Annotated in this window: 12 protein-coding genes and 1 pseudogene; 8 read left to right on the forward strand and 5 right to left on the reverse strand. The window is 60.1% G+C overall.

Annotated features, from left to right (window positions below):
* Positions 1 to 80: 80 nt before the first annotated feature.
* The 3 genes and pseudogenes from HED64_RS20150 to HED64_RS05210 form a co-directional block, all read right to left on the reverse strand.
* Entirely contained in the window at positions 81 to 1,349 is a 1,269-nt protein-coding gene (locus HED64_RS20150; protein ID WP_168150976.1) for an ROK family protein, read from the reverse strand.
* 511 nt (positions 1,350 to 1,860) lie between these two features.
* The gene (locus tag HED64_RS05205; protein ID WP_168150977.1) at positions 1,861 to 2,535 is read right to left on the reverse strand and encodes a hypothetical protein; all 675 of its coding nucleotides are present in this window, start codon (positions 2,533 to 2,535) and stop codon (positions 1,861 to 1,863) included.
* A gap of 91 nt (positions 2,536 to 2,626) precedes the next feature.
* Positions 2,627 to 2,857 (reverse strand): annotated as a pseudogene (locus tag HED64_RS05210) (recombinase family protein); the annotation flags it as partial.
* 606 nt (positions 2,858 to 3,463) lie between these two features.
* On the opposite strand from HED64_RS05210, the gene HED64_RS05215 reads away from it, so the two are divergent.
* Positions 3,464 to 4,705 carry a hypothetical protein gene (locus HED64_RS05215; protein ID WP_168150978.1) on the forward strand — a complete coding sequence of 414 codons (1,242 nt, stop codon included), beginning with the start codon at positions 3,464 to 3,466 and terminating at the stop codon, positions 4,703 to 4,705.
* 779 nt (positions 4,706 to 5,484) lie between these two features.
* Complete coding sequence (locus tag HED64_RS05220; RefSeq protein WP_168150979.1) at positions 5,485 to 7,053, forward strand: hypothetical protein; 1,569 nt, start codon at positions 5,485 to 5,487, stop codon at positions 7,051 to 7,053.
* Between the two features lie 616 nt (positions 7,054 to 7,669).
* Here HED64_RS05220 and HED64_RS05225 read toward each other — a convergent pair.
* Entirely contained in the window at positions 7,670 to 8,368 is a 699-nt protein-coding gene (locus tag HED64_RS05225) for a DUF998 domain-containing protein (protein WP_168150980.1), read from the reverse strand.
* A gap of 160 nt (positions 8,369 to 8,528) precedes the next feature.
* Between HED64_RS05225 and HED64_RS05230 the strand changes: the two genes are divergently transcribed.
* Together HED64_RS05230 and HED64_RS05235 are read left to right on the forward strand one after the other, a co-directional pair.
* Positions 8,529 to 9,638 carry a WD40/YVTN/BNR-like repeat-containing protein gene (locus HED64_RS05230; RefSeq protein ID WP_168150981.1) on the forward strand — a complete coding sequence of 370 codons (1,110 nt, stop codon included), beginning with the start codon at positions 8,529 to 8,531 and terminating at the stop codon, positions 9,636 to 9,638.
* A complete protein-coding gene (locus tag HED64_RS05235; protein ID WP_168150982.1) occupies positions 9,635 to 9,922 on the forward strand; it encodes a MoaD/ThiS family protein in 288 nt (95 codons plus the stop codon). The genes HED64_RS05230 and HED64_RS05235 overlap by 4 nt, the downstream gene beginning before the upstream one ends.
* On the opposite strand, the gene HED64_RS05240 is transcribed toward HED64_RS05235, so the two are convergent.
* Positions 9,919 to 10,929, reverse strand: coding sequence for a LacI family DNA-binding transcriptional regulator (locus tag HED64_RS05240; RefSeq protein WP_168150983.1), 1,011 nt, complete (start codon positions 10,927 to 10,929; stop codon positions 9,919 to 9,921). The genes HED64_RS05235 and HED64_RS05240 overlap by 4 nt on opposite strands.
* 197 nt (positions 10,930 to 11,126) lie before the next feature.
* Between HED64_RS05240 and HED64_RS05245 the strand changes: the two genes are divergently transcribed.
* From HED64_RS05245 to rhaS, 4 genes are all read left to right on the forward strand, one after another.
* Entirely contained in the window at positions 11,127 to 12,650 is a 1,524-nt protein-coding gene (locus HED64_RS05245) for a sugar ABC transporter ATP-binding protein (RefSeq protein WP_168150984.1), read from the forward strand.
* On the forward strand, positions 12,647 to 13,684 hold the full coding sequence (locus HED64_RS05250; protein WP_168150985.1) for an ABC transporter permease: 1,038 nt from the start codon (positions 12,647 to 12,649) through the stop codon (positions 13,682 to 13,684). The genes HED64_RS05245 and HED64_RS05250 overlap by 4 nt, the downstream gene beginning before the upstream one ends.
* The gene (locus HED64_RS05255) at positions 13,677 to 14,747 is read left to right on the forward strand and encodes an ABC transporter permease (RefSeq protein ID WP_168150986.1); all 1,071 of its coding nucleotides are present in this window, start codon (positions 13,677 to 13,679) and stop codon (positions 14,745 to 14,747) included. Before HED64_RS05250 ends, HED64_RS05255 begins: the two co-directional genes overlap by 8 nt.
* Positions 14,748 to 14,809: 62 nt before the next feature.
* Positions 14,810 to 15,877: a rhamnose ABC transporter substrate-binding protein gene (gene rhaS, locus HED64_RS05260; RefSeq protein ID WP_210149208.1), complete on the forward strand. Its 1,068-nt coding sequence runs from the start codon at positions 14,810 to 14,812 to the stop codon at positions 15,875 to 15,877.
* The last annotated feature ends 79 nt before the right edge of the window (positions 15,878 to 15,956 follow it).

Below are 15,956 nucleotides of genomic sequence, written 5' to 3' on the forward strand. Positions count from 1 at the left end.
GTCACGCGTCACAACCATATTATTCCACGCCGTGGAAAATGTCGATACCTTTTTCCCGCAAGGTTGTTTCGGGGGTTTTTCTAGTGTGCGGCCGCCGCGGGGTGTTGTGCCACGGCGCGCCCGGCGGCGATGTGCATACCGTTGTTGACCGGGGCGAACGGGTCACCAGCGAAGATGATGCCCAGCTCCGCGATGGAGGGCAGCGCTCCGATGGATGCCAACTGCTTACCCATCTCGGGGCGGAGGAACTCCTGCAGCGCGGCAAGGTAGCCGTCGATGATGAGCGTCCGTGGATTGACTACTGCGGCAATGGTGTCCACGGTGATTCCCAGCCAATATCCGGCGCGATCTAGTTCGCGGAGTACCACTTGTTCGCCAGCCCGCGCTCGGGCCAGTAGCTCCCCGACCATTTTTTCGTGGCGCTGGGCAAGCTGGGGCACCAGCTCCGCCTCCGTAATGCCCGAACCGCTGCACCGGGCGTAAAGGCACGCCAGCCCGATCCGCGTTTCCACGCAACCGCGCCGGCCGCACCAGCATTGGGCGCCCGCGGGGTCGATGACAAAGTGACCGAATTCGCCGGCCAGGCCGGTTGAGCCGTGCTCGAGCGCCGATCGGCTATAGATTCCGCCACTGACGGCATAGAGGCCGCCCAAGTGAGCCACCGAGTCGATCTCACCGGGCAGCTCCAGATCTCGGATCCGGGACAAAAGCGAGTAATTGGTGGCGCGGTCTATCCCCACGAGGATCGACGGAGAAACGCCACCTTCGATGTGCGAGAGCAAGTTCAGGAGCTCTTGGCGAAGCGGGTAAGGGCGGGACCAGCCGTTGAGAATCGAGCGCATCATGACACCGGAGGAGCTGTTGACTGCCCCCGGGACCGATGCTTCGACAGCGAGCAGTTCGTGTCCGCTGCTGCGGCACTCCGCGGCGATTTGATTCAAGGCAATGCCGACGTACTCGATGTATTCGTCGATTTCCAGCGACATGGGTGTCGGAACGGAAAATGCGGTGCTGTGCTTTCCGTCAATCCCACCGATGGAAGCGTGGATGGTGCCATTGTCCAGGCTCAGCGAGGCGGTGGCCCAGTGGTGCCTGGCCAGGGCGATGAGATTCGTCGGCCTGCCCATCGCTGCCGGATTGGTGTCGGAAACCTCGATGACAAGCTGCCTATCGCGCAGCTCCGCAATGAGTTTGGTCATCGCGGTGATCCCAAGTCCCGTGCGTGCGGCGATCTTGGAGCGCGAGAGCGGGGACTCTGCAGCTAGGACCAGAAGCACCTGCGAGAGGTTGTGCTCCCTCAGATCCACAATCGACCCACCGCTTGTGCCAAGCGGTCTTGGCGGATTCACGATACTCATCCTTGCTGTTGCCGACCCATAGGTACCCAGTCTATGCGGCCGGACATGCGCTGGTGTGATGTCTGCGAGCACCGCAAAGCAGAGCATCGTGTGTTGCCGTCAGAGGTTTGTCTAGACCATTGCCGCCACCATTGCGTGTGCGGTGACGCCCATGAAGGCCTTCTCAGCCAGGCTCAGGTACCAGTAGACCATTGCGCAGGTGACTCCTAGGGTCTTGCCGATATGCCTCGGAATGTAATCTCGCCCAGCCGCGGGCGAACTGACCCGCTTGTCGATCTCACACCGCGACGGGCCATCACCAAGAAGCAAATATTTGGAGGCGCATAAACAGAGGGAACCCGGAGCATCTGGAATCGCGTATATACAGCCCGAGATACTGTCCCGGGAAGCTACCCCAACCGCTGCCCCAGGGCCACTCGATACCCCCTGCCCTCAGCCAATGGCATCCTTCATTTTCAAACAGCTCAGTCCTCGCCTGCAGGTGCCCCCTTGAAAGCAACAGCTAAGTGGTCGGCGAACATTCGCGCATACCAACTTTCCGCAAAGGGGAAAAGAATCTGACCCCGTTGTACACAACCATCAAGCTGGGCGGCCAACTTGATGAACCGACGAGCAACGGTACGGTGGCATCCGGCAGGGGCTCCCACAAGTCTTCCTCCGGAAGCAGCATCGCTATTTCGCTGCATTTTGCAGCCAAGTAAAGCGGCACAGGCTCGGCGTCAGTCTCCGGCTGCGTTAAGTATTTCTCCGGAAAGAAGACACAGCGTTCACCAGCAAGATAAAGGGTCCTGGGAACCGTCATACCAGTTTCCTCCATCACAAGGCAGGTATTTACATAATGCGGATCTTGATCTGCATACACGTTGGGAAAGAGCACTGCCGCTGATGCGTCCATCATTTCCTTTTGCCGCCCAGATTCGCGCACCTCTGCACTGCTCATCCCGAACCACTCCTGAGTGAAGCCTTCTATTTTCTCCGTAAGAGCCGGATCCACGGACTGGTCACGGCCCAGGTCGTCATCTACTACAAAGGATTCTTCATCGGTTGGGTCATCCTTGGGATCGTCCGGATCCCCCAAATCAAATGCTGACAAGTCACGTCCACACATCTCACCATCGATCCAGGGCTTCCCAGGGAAAAACCCTTCCCAGACAGCCTGGCGACGATTCAGCCACATCCAATCATCATCATTGGTCTCATAGCTGACCTGCCAGACCACATACCATGCAACGGCATTTGCTGAGGCTGGGCTGAGGGTAGATGGGGGAATCGATCAGGGAACGGCCGAGTCGGTCGACCCGCCAGACCACCACGGTGTCCCCGGCCTCGGCGTACTCCAGGAGCTTCTTCATCCCTGGCCGCTCGATCGCCGCCCTGCGTCCGGAAGTGACATCGACGAACACGTCCCGCTTTTGCACCCCGTCCTTGACCAACGCATCAAGCTGCAGCTGCGCATCCCGGCTCGAGGTGCTCACCCGCGTGTATCCCAAAAGTCTCACCTCGCCATTTTGGCTCAAAACCCCTCGATGCCAACCGTGTAAGACTCTTTACGGCAAGACGACTTTTCGAGACACATGGCGCCCCGCCACCCAGGGTCAGCCGATTTTCGGATTGGGTCTCGTGCCAATGTCTCAAAAAGCTTCAGGTTTATAGGACATGGGATGGGCCGTGACCGAAGCGAACGCTTCTGTTTGTCAACGGTTCCTGTTGAACGTCAAATTCGGGCTTTCAAACTGGCGCTGCGTCGCCGATCCGGATGCCTCGTGCCCCTCAAGAACCCCGTCCAGGTCAAGATGCTACACGACGGAAAACTCCCTCGCACAGCATGCATGCAGCGGCCACCGCCAGAACGCCCGCCCCGAGAAAACACGCCCCGAGAAGAAACGATCCGGGTAAAGAGCACAGCCGCGGACCACCCCGGCATCTCTCGGACTATGAACTAGGATTATTCGAAAACTAGTCCACATGCTTGATAAACCGGATAAGGACTCCTCATTAATTCTTTTTCGAATCCAATGCGTAGCATGCAGGGCACGTCGCGGACCCGGACCCTCTTGGCTCTTGGAATTGTCGGCACCGTACTGTCCCTTGGACTGACCGCTTGCATGCCTTTGTCCCAGCCAACCGCCGTACAGCCCCCGAACGTAGCGGCACCCCCGGCACCGGCACCTGTTCCCTTGGTGTGGGCCGATGGCACCAGGGTCACCGCCAATGTCCAAGGAATCGAGCATGCCCGGGTGGCAACAAAAGACGAGGACTTCACCTTAGAATCCGAGACTCGTGGCCTCGTGAACGAGAAAATGGCATTCCTGGTCGAGGCGGTGGACTCCTCCGGAGCCTTGGTGGGAGTCTATGGACCTCGCCAAACGGTTCAGGAGCAGGAGAAAAACGGATATGTCATCGATCCGGAATCCCAGCGCCTCGGGCGCTACGTTGAGGGGGCCTTTGAGCCGTTCACCGTCGCGGGAACTTCAAAGAAGGACTATTTGGCGCAAGAAATTTCCGGTATGACGGTGACCGATGCAGGGATAATTTGGGGCGAAATCTATTCCGAGAATGCCTCGAGCAGGGGATGGAAAATCCTCAGCGTCTCTCCGGGAAGCACCGAGGTCCGGGTGCTGGCGACGCGTTCATGGAAAAAGGGTCTCAACGATATCTTGGAACACACGATGCTCCGCTCTCCCGTATTGGTCGACGGCAGGGTCTATTGGAACTTCGAACGCTCCAATTCGGACGATGACTTCTATGAAAAGAAACTGTTTTCCGTCGACCTTGAAGAACCCGGCACCGTGCGGGACGAATTCGATCCGGCCCTCACCGATGCGAAGCCGCCGACAGGTCCCCTGTATGTGTGGGAAGACAGGGTACTGGCTGCGGTCGATGTCCCGGACGACAGCGAAGAGGGCTACAGGGATACGATCAGTTCCTACGCGCCGGGAGGAAAACGGGATGAAATCCTTCGCGTGGCAGAGGACTCCACCGCGGAATATGCCATGTGGTTGTGGGGCTCCGATGAGCGTGGGTTCGCGGTGGAATATGACAAAAACCTATACCTCGTTGACCCTCACACCCGCCAAACAGAGATGTTCCAAACTCCCGAAGATGCTGAGATTTCGTGGCTGACCCAATGCGGTCCCCTGATTTCGTGGACGTACCAGGGTGGATCCGAAAATCTCGCCACCAAACACTACGTGTACAACCGCGGCTCCAAGGACCTGTCGGTGGTGGCAGCTTCGCAGGGCCAAAACATGGACTATTGCTCCGGAGACTACATGAGTTGGTCCACGGGCGACCCCAAGGACCGCGAAGCCGATTCGGGGGACGTCGTCGTCCGCTGGAAGAACTAGCTTCCCGGCGGGTTGGCGGTGTCGCCCCCTCGGTTATGTTGGGCAGTTTTCCGTGTCGGGGTGGCCTCGATCTCGCAGCCGACGCTTTCGCTGGAGGCGCGAACGAAAATCTTGTGGATCGTCTACCGCTTTGTTCACGTCCTTCTACGGGTCACGGAGATTCCCTTGAAAGGGTTTTGGGTCTGGGTGCGCATAGCACGAGCCAACGGTCGGTGGTTCGAAACAACACACGTGGAATTCTGATACGAGTTTCGGTCGCGTTTGCACCGTCGGCGCTCCCCCTGTTTTGGGACAGCGCCCCCGCGATTCCCGCGACATTTATCGCTTTCAAGAATGCGACATTTATCGTCAAAAAACACACATAGTCCGACTTGACTTCCTGACGTCAGATTGGGGTATACCCAAAAATGACGTTTGTATTTCCCAGGGAAATCACGCGGCAGTATGAGGGATCTGGAGATGTCGCGCCTAACAGCAGACTCAACCTAGATTCCCTCCCAGGACTAGGCACACAATTGGTAGAGAATACTCTTTGTAGGCCGTTTCCATTTCCGAGGGCAGCTCTGGCAACACCAGTTCGATACTTGTACTGATGCACTCGAATCCGGCTTCCATAGTTCGCACCAAGGACTCTTCGCTTGAGCCGGGGAGCGACTTTGCGTGTGGACTGGACCCGGTCGGAGAGATTGGGGGCCGTGGCTGTCTCGGACCCCGCCTGTAGGATCAAGCAATACCTGACGGCCGGGAACCTTGGTCCCCACATTTTTGGAGTGTTCCCCATGCGAGCTGCCCTGCGCAACCTGACGGTCGGCATGACCGCAGCGTCCCTTCTCTTGGCCGGCACCCCCGCAGTCACTGCAGCGCCACTGACCAGTGTCGTTGCAGAATCCCCGTTTGAAATTCCCAGCCCTTACGACGTCGAAGGGAAGATCGAAAGCATTTCATGGCCGGCGTGGACATCCCCCGACCGGATAGACGGATGGATTTACGGCGGGGACACCGTCACTGCCGTCGCGAACATCCCCGAGGGCGCTACCGCCACCTATGAATGGTTCGAAGGCAAGGACGGCTTCGCGGTAGCCACCGGGGTCAGAACGCAGACCTACACGACGAAGTTGCCCTACCACGACATCATGTTCAGGGCGCTTCTCACGGCTGTTGATGGGACAACTACCGAGCAGCTTGGCGTCGCGTGGGTGAACAGACCGACAGCCAAAGCAGGCACCTATGCGTTTGAAAACAAACCCATCGTCGGAGAGCGTCTCTACTGGAAAATTACCCCCACGGCTGGTCCCCCAGCATGGCCTTTCACCTTCGTCTCATGGATCAACACCGAGACCCAGGAGTCCTTTGCCCATGCACGCAAAGAAAGTGGGGGGCGCTTCTCTGCGCTGGTGGGGTCTGATTGGGTTGGCAAGACCCTCACCGTGGGAGCCAACAGCTTCGACAACACCACCAACCCTTACTTCAGTCTTGATGGACGTGTGACCGGCGCAAGTCTCGTGGTCCCGGCGGGCAAGGCACGTCAAGGCAAAATGAATCTGCCATCGACCATTCGCGTGGGTGACAGGGTCAAGGCCTTCGCCGGGCCAGGCTGGGCCGAGACCTATGTTTCGCCTTCGGTCGCGATGACCTTCGACGGCAGCACCGTTGACAACGAATCGATCGAGCAAGACTTCGTGGCCAAGGACCTGGGAAAGTCCGTGTCCTTCGTGATGTCGATGTACAACGAAGCAGATCGCCGGTACGAGGTGTTCGTCCGGAAATCATTCACCGTGGGTCTGGGCATCGTGCCATCATCAACCCTGAAGATCGGTTCGGAAGGGAAAACCGACACACGAACGGCGAAGGTCGGTTCCCGGATCCACGCGAACCTGCACGGTGGAAAAGTCCTGCCCGGGCAGAAGGTCGCCTACCAGTGGTTGCGTGGCGGCAAGTCCATCACTGGCGCCACCAAACAGGTCTACGTTTTGAACGCAGCGGACTACGGGAAAACCATCTCTTTCAAGGCCACCACCACCGCGCCTGGCTACACCGCCAAGACCCAGACACCCAAGTCCGGCACCAAGGTCACCGTGGCGACATCAAAGCCCGGGAAGGTGTCCGTCACCGGCACCAGACGCCCCGGCAAAACCGTAAAAGCCGCGGTCTCCTCGTGGGCTCCGGGATCAAAGCTCAGCTACCAGTGGCTCCGCAACGGCAAAACGATCAAGGGCGCCACCAAGCGCAGCTACAAGCTGGCCAAGGCCGACGCCTCCAAGAACATGTCCGTGAAGGTCACCGCGAAACGCCACGCATACACAACGGTCTCGAAAACCAGCTCCACCGTGAGGATCTCCAAGAAGTAGCGGATCTGGCAGCACTTCGCCGCCAGAGCTTCATCCAATGCCAAAGGAGGGACAGCGATTTTCCCTGGCTTCACCACCGAGCATTCCCGTACAGGGTCCTCGGCCCATAAACCTGTACGGGGTCCCCTGGCCGATAGGGGAAACTGATTTGAAGCCCAGGTGCCGCTTCAAGAGCGTGCCATGGCGCGCCGTCCCGTCAATGGCTCTCAATCCCCAGCAGTGCGCCGGCTGCGCTGAGACGCGTTATTGAGAATTTAGGTACCCCGGAAGTTCAGCAATTCCCGACGTTTCGAGCTCGGAAGCCAGAAAACAGCCGTGAGTCTCAGCAAGGGATCCATTTCTGAGCCTCCGTATCGCGTAAGACCGGTGGACTTTCTAGGTCAGGACATCGTGGCAACGTTTCGTGATCACTTGCTGTCACCCAGTCAGGTGTGTGTTTTCTGCATCGTTTACATTGCATCGCAGTCAGGCTTCACGAATTCGTCCGCGATAGAGCTTCCTCCGAATACCTACTATTGCTCTGCGACTAAAAATGACGTCGCTTAGCCCTCGAACTATCACGGTTAGGAGACACGTCCTAAGATTCGAGGATCTCTCATCCGCCTTAAACTATCGTTCACGCAGTAGGAGGAACGTGCTCAGAATTCGCCATGCCGACAGGAGGGATCAGCGCGCTCCGCCGGGAAAAGCGCCTTATAGCATTGGACACCACTAGCACCCAGCCGAGAACCCCGAGCAGGCAGACGCGCTCGGCCAGCCCCAAAAACGCGGATCCGAGAATGGCGCTCAGGCCCAGCAACACAAGTCCCAGCGCGGTGATGACCGCGAGAGTGAGCGCTGCCCGGTAGGTGCCCTGGAGTTCTCTCACCGTGCGCATCCAGCCGGTTAATAGCAGGATGCCAGCCAGCGCGGCCAGAAACCCGAGACCCGCCACGAAAAGATGCACGGTGCCCGCGGTGGTGACAGCTACCAGCCCGGAACCCGGAACAACGTCGGTCGGGAAAAAGGCCAGAATCGCCGAACATACGCCTCCGACGGCCAGCAAAAACACCCCGCCGCGCCGCAGTCCGGAAGCGTGACCCACCCGATTGATGGCCGCAATGGCACAGAGCGTGGTCACTCCCCTGCCCAGAAAATTCAGATTCATGATCCACCCGAAGGGGCCCACCGCCAGATTACTTTCGGCATCGTGGAGCACGCTGTAGTGCGGTGGCAGGAACTGAAGCACCACGTCGATCACGATGTAGCTAGCGACGCCGGCCATCGCTGCGGTGGCCAACCATCGTCGGGCATTCTTCGGTTTCGGCTGCATCATTAATCCACCTTTCCATACCGGCGTCGCTGGCGTCGCACCATCCCCACGCAGCCGAGGAAACGACACAGGGGCAGCCAGAGGAGGAGCCACGTACACGGAGGTTTTTCTGGTTCACGGTTAACCCTTGAATCCGGGGCGCTGCGGTGCTGGACTACATGTCATGGACAATGACGCACGCACCATTCTCGCCATCGGAACCAAAAAGGGCCTCTGGCTCGCCGAAAGTACCGACCGTGAAGCGTGGACGCTGACCGGACCCCACTTCGCGAATCTTGAGGTCCCCTCCGTGGCCATCGACACCAGGGAGGGTAGGACCCGCATCCTGGCTGGGATCAACGACTGGCACTGGGGACCCACCGTCGTCTACAGCGACGACGCGGGAGCCACGTGGTCAGAACCCGAGAGCGGCGCCATCAAGTTCCCGGCGGACACGGACACCGCACTGGAACGGATCTGGCATTTGCGCCCCGATACGGAGGAACGACCGGGTGTCGTGTGGGCCGGATGCGAACCGATTTCGGTTTTCAAGTCCACCGATTCCGGGGAGAACTTCGAGTTGAACCGTGGCCTTTGGGACCACCCCCACCGCAGCGAATGGGGTGCTGGCTTCGGCGGGGCCGCGGTGCACAGCATCGTTCCCAATGTGGTGGACCAAAACGTTGTCCATGCCGCCATGAGTACCGGGGGCGTGTACCGCAGCACCGACGCGGGAGCTTCGTGGGAGCCGCGGAACAAGGGCATCCACGTCGACTTCGCCCCTGATCCGTTCCCAGAGTTCGGCCAGTGCGTCCACCACATCACCGCAGATGCACAAAACCCGGACCGGCTTTATGCGCAAAACCATGGCGGGGTTTACCGCACCGATGACGCCGGGGATCAATGGAATAGCATCGCCGAGGGTCTGCCTGCCGACTTCGGATTCGTGTTGCTGTCCCATCCACGCACGGGTGGCACCGTGTGGACTATTCCGCTGAAGGCTGCCGAGGAACGCAACCCGGTAGGCGGACGACTTTCGGTCTACCGCTCCACGGATGCCGGGGAGAACTGGATTGAACAACATGCTGGGTTGCCGGATGCGGACTGGAACGCGGTGTTGCGCGATGCGGCTGCGGTGGACGAGCACCCCGAAACCGTGGGCGTCTACTTCGGTACCCGTGGAGGGGAAGTCTTCGCCAGCAACGACGAGGGCGCGCACTTTGTCACGGTGGCCCAGCGCCTGCCCGATGTGCTTAGCGTCCGGGCCGCTCAGGCCAACGGTGCGAGAACATGACGGAGATTACCGTCGAGGTTCCCTCGGTGTTGGCCTCCACGCTGGGCGGCCAACGAAGCCTTCAGCTCCCGCTGCCCACCGACGGCACGGTCCGCGGGATCCTGGATGCGCTCGGCGAGCAGTACCCACTCTTTGCCCGCCGAGTGCGTGACGAGCGCGGTCAGGTGCGCCGCTTCGTGAACGTCTTCATCGGGCAGGAGAACATCCGTTCGTTGCAGGGCCTTGATTCGGTGGTTCCGGCTGGTGAGCAGGTGCTGATCATGCAGTCGGTGGCTGGCGGCTAGCTGCTGGTTGAGGCGCGCACCACCAACGATGGTGTGCTGATCAGTTGCCGGTGGACGTATTCGCCCTCGGCGGCGGATTCCTCGAGCAATAGTTCCATGGCCCGTCGACCCAGCTCGGTCGCGTGTTGGCGGATCGAACTCATGGGGACGAGCGCGGATTCCGCAAACGCAATATCGTCATAACCAATCAGCGCGATGTCTTGGGGAATACGCAAGCCGGTGTTCATCAGCAACCCCTGCATCAGGCCAAGTCCCAGCATGTCGTTGGCGGCGAAGATGGCATCGGGTAGATCCTGTGGCCCACGCGCGGCCAATTGACGGCCGATCTCTTGCCCCGCGGGTAGCGTCATTGACCGTGTCGCAAGGATCTCCGGATCCGGGAGGCCCACGTTTCGCAGTGCCTGGCGCGCCCCTTCGAGCCGGTCGGCAACCTGCCGAATATGCAGCGGACCACCGACGAAGGCGATGCGTTTTCTTCCCGAAGACAGCAGGTGTGCGGCCGCCAACCTGCCGCCGGCAACGTCGTCGACGGCTACCGAGGAGAAGGCAGAGTTGCGAGTGTGCCGATCCACTAATACCGTGGCGATTCCGCGTGCCCGGAGTCGCTCGAGTCGTGGGGTGATGTCCCCGACCGGCGAGAGCAGAATCCCCCTGACCCGCTGTTCTTCGAAGAGGTCAAGATAGGTTTCCTCGCGAGCCGAATCCTCACCGCTGTTGCCGACCAAAACGCTGACGCCGGCGGTCGCTGCATGGTCTTCTGCCCCGCGCGCCAACGCGGCGAAAAACGGGTTGGCCGAATCAAGCACGATGAGCCCCACGCTGCGGCTGAGCCCGGCGCGGAGCTGGCTCGCTGCGGCATTACGCACAAATCCCAACTTGGCGATGGCCGCGCTGACTCGTTCATGGGTGGCCGGATTGACCCGCGTCGGGTGGTTAAGCACGTTTGAGACGGTGCCAACCGATACTCCGGCCAGATTGGCAACGTCCTTGATACCTACGGAAAACATGGGCGATCCTGTCCGATAAGGGAGGCTAGCACTCACCATAGCCGCACGATTGAAACGAATCAAAGATTTTCCGCAAATTCGCCTCAAACCATCTTGACGTGCTCCAAATCACGCGCATATGATCTAGGCCACAGCTCGGTTGAAACGATTCACTTCTCGGCTGTCCACTCGCTGATCTCGCAAAGGTGCACACAATAATGCAAGTATCCACAGCCCCGGATTCGACGCCGGTCCTGTCATTGACTGGAGCCCTAAAGACCTTCGGGCCGGTCGTGGCGCTTGCCGACGGAACCATTGAACTTCGGGCGGGTGAAATCCTGGCCCTTTGCGGGGAAAACGGCGCGGGAAAATCCACGCTGGTGAAGATCCTTGCGGGGGTCCACTCCCCCGACGCCGGTCAATTCACCGTCGAAGGCAATCAATGCTCATTCAAATCCGTCGCCGATTCCAAGGCCATGGGCATCTCGGTGATCTACCAAGAACCGACGCTTTTCCCCGATCTTTCCGTCGCCGAGAACATCTTCATCGGCCGGCAGCCCAAGAATCGGCTCGGGCTCATTGACCACGCGCTGATGCGCCGCAATGCGGCAGCACTCTTTGTTCGCCTCGGTGTCCCGATGGATCCCGCTCGCAGCGCCGAGGGCCTCTCGATTGCCGACCAGCAGTTGATCGAAATTGCCAAGGCCATCTCACTGGACGCCAAGGTTCTGGTCATGGACGAGCCCACCGCGGCACTCAGCGGCTCGGAGGTCCGGCGCCTCTTTGGTGTTGCCCGCTCCCTGCGCGATGCCGGCGCCGCGATCCTATTCATCTCACACCGCTTCGACGAGGTTTTTGAGCTTTGTGATCGCATCACCGTGATGCGCGATGGTCGGTACATCGGCACTCATCTCACCGCCACGGTCAGCGTGGAGGACATCGTGCGCGACATGGTGGGGCGCGACATCGATGCGCTGTACCCGCGAACCGAAACCGTCATTGGCGAGGTGGTGCTCAGCGTCGACAAATTGAGCCGCAAGGGCGTTTTTAGCAACATCAGCTTTGAGGTCAGAGCCGGAGAAATCGTTGCCCTCGCCGGACTAGTTGGCGCGGGCCGCACCGAGGTCGCCCGGGCCATCTTCGGCATCGACAAGAGCACCTCCGGCCACGTAACTGTGCATAACACCGCACTTCCGGTGGGCAACCCGCGAGCCGCCATCGCCGCGGGCATCGGCTTTGTCCCCGAAGATCGCCGCAAACAAGGTCTGGTCATGGATCTCTCCGTCGCCAGGAACACCGCGCTGACCCTGCGTCACAAGTTCAGCCGCTTTGGTCTGATCAACTCGCGGGCCGAAAAACAGACGGCTGCCACCTGGAGCAGAAAGCTCCAGGTCAAAACGTCCTCGATGGATCAGCCAGTTTCAACCCTCTCGGGCGGAAATCAGCAAAAGGTGGTCCTAGCCAAGTGGTTGGCCACCGAACCCCAGGTCCTAATCATCGATGAGCCAACTCGCGGAATTGACGTGGGCACCAAGGCCGAGGTGCACCGGCTGATCAACGAACTTGCAGGTCACGGCATGGCCATCTTGATGATTTCCTCCGAACTTCCCGAGGTCCTAGGCATGGCTGACACGGTCTTGGTCATGCACGAAGGGCTCATCACCGCTCGCCTGGACCGCGATTCGGCCAGCCCCGAAGCGGTCATGCACGCAGCCACCGGCTCCAAGGAGAAAAACTCATGAGCGCCCCGGCTATCGGAACACTCAACAATTCACCAAAGCAAGGGGGCAAATCGGCGAGCGCGTGGCTAAAACTGCGCGAACTGCCCGTCACTGTGGCCCTAGTAGTACTCGTCGTGGTCACGGCCGTCATCAACCCGCTGTTCCTCTCCCCACAGGGGATGAAGGATCTGTTGCTCAACGCCACCATCATGATGCTGCTGGCCGCCGGACAAACCATGGTGATAGTCACTCGCAACATCGACCTCTCCGTGGGCTCAATTCTGGGCCTGGTGGCTTTTGGCACAGGCTCGATCTTTGCTGCCAACCCCAACATGCCCATCGTGCTGGTGGTACTCATCGGGATGGTCTTCGGCGCGGTGCTTGGCTCACTCAACGGGCTGCTCACCGTGTGGGCGAAAGTTCCGTCGCTGGTGATCACCCTAGGCACGCTCTATGTTTTCCGTGGCCTGAACAATGCGTGGGCGGGACCCAAGCAGCACTTTGCTGGCGATCGGCCACAGGCCTTCGGGAACCTTTCGGTGAACACCGTGCTGGGCATGCCAATCATCACCCTGGTGGCAGTCATCGTGGTCATCATCCTGGCGATCTTCATGATCGGCAGCCGTCCGGGACGTGACCTGTACGCCATCGGCTCTGACCCCGAGGCGGCAAAACTCTTCGGCATCAACGTTTCACGCCGCGTCTTTACCGCGTTCCTGATCAACGGAGCTCTGGCCGGTCTGGCCGGCGTGCTCTATGCGAGCCGCTTCAACGCCGTGGGAGCCACCACCGGCAGCGGTCTGGAACTGGACGTCGTGGCAGCAGCGGTGGTCGGCGGCGTGGCGATCTTTGGTGGCAGCGGCACAGTCATTGGCGCCACGATCGGCGCGATCCTGCTCAACACCATCACCAGCTCACTGACCGCCCTGCGGGTGGACAAATTCTGGCAACAAGCCATCGTTGGCGTCTTGATCATCACCGCCATCCTCATCGACCGTCTGGCCTCCCTGCGCCACGCCAAGAACCTGCGAGAAAAGGAGGGTCGCAATGTCTGAGCCAGCGACCATGAGCGTTGACACCTCCAAGGCGTTGCCCGGGGCCACACCAGCCCGTGGCCCCCGGTGGTACACCGGCCGAGATGCCGTCATGATCTACATTCTGATCGTCTTCCTGCTCTATGCGATGATCACCATCCCGCGCTTCGCTTCCCCCGTCACTACCGGCTTCCTCATTCTCGACGTCATCCCCACGCTGCTGATCGCCATGCCGATGACGCTGATCATCATCACCGGGGAGATTGACCTCTCGGTGGCAAGCATCGCGGGGCTCTCCTCCGCGACGTTGGGCATGATGTGGGCGGGAGGATCAAATATTTGGCTCTCCATGGCCGTGGCACTGGTGGTGGGATTGCTGGCCGGAATCTTTAACGGTGTGCTGATCGCCTTTGTCGGTCTTCCCTCCCTAGCCGTAACCATCGGTACCCTGGCACTCTTCCGAGGCCTGGCCTTGGTGGTCATCGGGGACAACGCGGTGGCGAACTTCCCCAAGGAGATCACCGCCCTTGCCTCGTCCAAGCTCGGGGCCACAGGTATCCCCATCATGCTCATCCCGGTGCTGGTGGTAGTGGTGATCTTTGGACTGATCCTGCACCAGACAGCCTTTGGACGCGGACTGTACGCCATGGGCTACTCCAAGGATGCGGCACACTTTGTGGGCATCAACGTCGGTCTCTCCAAGTTCTGGCTCTACCTCGCCTCCGGGGTTGTCGCTGCTGCGGCAGGCATCTTCTGGACGCTGCGCTATACCAGCGCCAGGAGTGATAACGCCTCGGGCCTGGAACTGACGGTGATTGCCGCGGTGCTACTGGGCGGGGTGTCAATCTTCGGCGGCAAGGGCTCGATCCCCGGGGTGTTAGCAGGAGTGCTGTTGATTGGCTCGCTGAACTACGCGCTGCGCCTGGGCCGAGTCTCGGACGTAGTTCTGGTCTCGCTGACGGGCCTGCTGCTCATCGCCTCCGTCATAGCGCCCAGCATCTCGGCCTCCATCACCCGGTGGCGGCACGAGCGAAGACTGCGCCGTCAGCTCTCCGCGCCAGCCGAGCCATCCGTCACCGGCTAACAACGATTTTGCACTCGTACCAAATCCCGGCGGGCTTTCCGCCACTGAGGAAGGAAACAAGGATGTTTACCCAACGAATCTCGACCACACGTCGGATCGGTTCACTCACAGCTTCTCTGGCTATCGCGGCCCTGGCACTGACTGCCTGTGCAGGTTCGGATGCAGGTACCACCCCCAGTGCCGGTGAATCCGGCGGCTCGGCAAAAACCGATGCCACCATCACCTTCATCCCCAAGCAGCTGAACAACCCCTACACCGACGTGGTGTTGGGTGGCGGCAAGGAAGGTGCCACGGCGGCAGGCTTCGCCACCGCCAACGTGGTCGGCCCGCTGGAGGCCTCGGCATCTTCCCAGGTCTCCTTCATCAATGCCGAAACCCAGGCCGGCACCAACGCCATCGTGATCGCCGCGAACGACCCGGATGCCGTCTGTTCGGCCCTGGGTGAGGCGCGCACCGCCGGGGCCAAGATCGTGGCCTTCGACTCGGACACCAACCCCGAGTGCCGCGACGTCTTCATCTCCCAGGTGGTGGCCAAGGATGTGGCTCTGATCCAAACCAAGCTGATCTCCGAACAGATTGGCGGCAAGGGCGAAATCGCGATCCTCTCCGCTACCGCCAATGCCACCAACCAGAACGAGTGGATCAAGTTCATGGAAGAGGAGCTGGCCTCCAACCCCGACTACAAGGACATCAAACTGGTCGCCAAGGTCTACGGCGATGACGACGACGCCAAGTCATTCCAGGAGGCTCAGGGCCTGATGCAGGCGCACCCGAACCTCAAGGGCATCATCTCCCCGACCACCGTGGGCATCGCCTCTACCGCACGCTACCTCTCCACCTCGGAGTACAAGGGCAAAGTCGCACTGACCGGGCTGGGCCTGCCCAACGAAATGCGCTCCTTCGTCAAGGACGGCACAGTCACCGAATTCGCCCTCTGGGATCCAGCGCAGCTTGGTGAGGTAGCCGCCTACGCCGCCAAGGCACTGGTTGACGGCACCATCACCGGCGCCACGGGTGACAAGTTCACTGCCGGCGCCCTCGGTGAACGCACCGTCGAAGATGGTGGCCTGGTCATCGTTGGCCCGCCAACGGTTTTCAACAAGGACAACATCGACGAGTACGACTTCTAAACCAACGTACTTTTCTCTAGCTGCCGGGTGCAGATCCTTCAGTGGTCAGCACCCGGCAGCGGCAGTTAGCGGGTCAGAT

Origin of the sequence: Paeniglutamicibacter terrestris, assembly GCF_012271785.1 — a bacterium.
Taxonomy (GTDB): domain Bacteria; phylum Actinomycetota; class Actinomycetes; order Actinomycetales; family Micrococcaceae; genus Paeniglutamicibacter; species Paeniglutamicibacter terrestris.

What these genes read in the sequence shown, in the direction of transcription:
- HED64_RS05205 (WP_168150977.1), bottom strand. Translation starts at nt 2,535, where the DNA reads ATGTGGCTGAATCGTCGCCAGGCTGTCTGGGAAGGGTTTTTCCCTGGG.
- HED64_RS05215 (WP_168150978.1), top strand. Translation starts at nt 3,464, where the DNA reads ATGCCTTTGTCCCAGCCAACCGCCGTACAGCCCCCGAACGTAGCGGCA.
- HED64_RS05220 (WP_168150979.1), top strand. Translation starts at nt 5,485, where the DNA reads ATGCGAGCTGCCCTGCGCAACCTGACGGTCGGCATGACCGCAGCGTCC.
- HED64_RS05225 (WP_168150980.1), bottom strand. Translation starts at nt 8,368, where the DNA reads ATGATGCAGCCGAAACCGAAGAATGCCCGACGATGGTTGGCCACCGCA.
- HED64_RS05230 (WP_168150981.1), top strand. Translation starts at nt 8,529, where the DNA reads ATGGACAATGACGCACGCACCATTCTCGCCATCGGAACCAAAAAGGGC.
- HED64_RS05235 (WP_168150982.1), top strand. Translation starts at nt 9,635, where the DNA reads ATGACGGAGATTACCGTCGAGGTTCCCTCGGTGTTGGCCTCCACGCTG.
- HED64_RS05240 (WP_168150983.1), bottom strand. Translation starts at nt 10,929, where the DNA reads ATGTTTTCCGTAGGTATCAAGGACGTTGCCAATCTGGCCGGAGTATCG.
- HED64_RS05245 (WP_168150984.1), top strand. Translation starts at nt 11,127, where the DNA reads ATGCAAGTATCCACAGCCCCGGATTCGACGCCGGTCCTGTCATTGACT.
- HED64_RS05250 (WP_168150985.1), top strand. Translation starts at nt 12,647, where the DNA reads ATGAGCGCCCCGGCTATCGGAACACTCAACAATTCACCAAAGCAAGGG.
- HED64_RS05255 (WP_168150986.1), top strand. Translation starts at nt 13,677, where the DNA reads ATGTCTGAGCCAGCGACCATGAGCGTTGACACCTCCAAGGCGTTGCCC.
- rhaS (WP_210149208.1), top strand. Translation starts at nt 14,810, where the DNA reads ATGTTTACCCAACGAATCTCGACCACACGTCGGATCGGTTCACTCACA.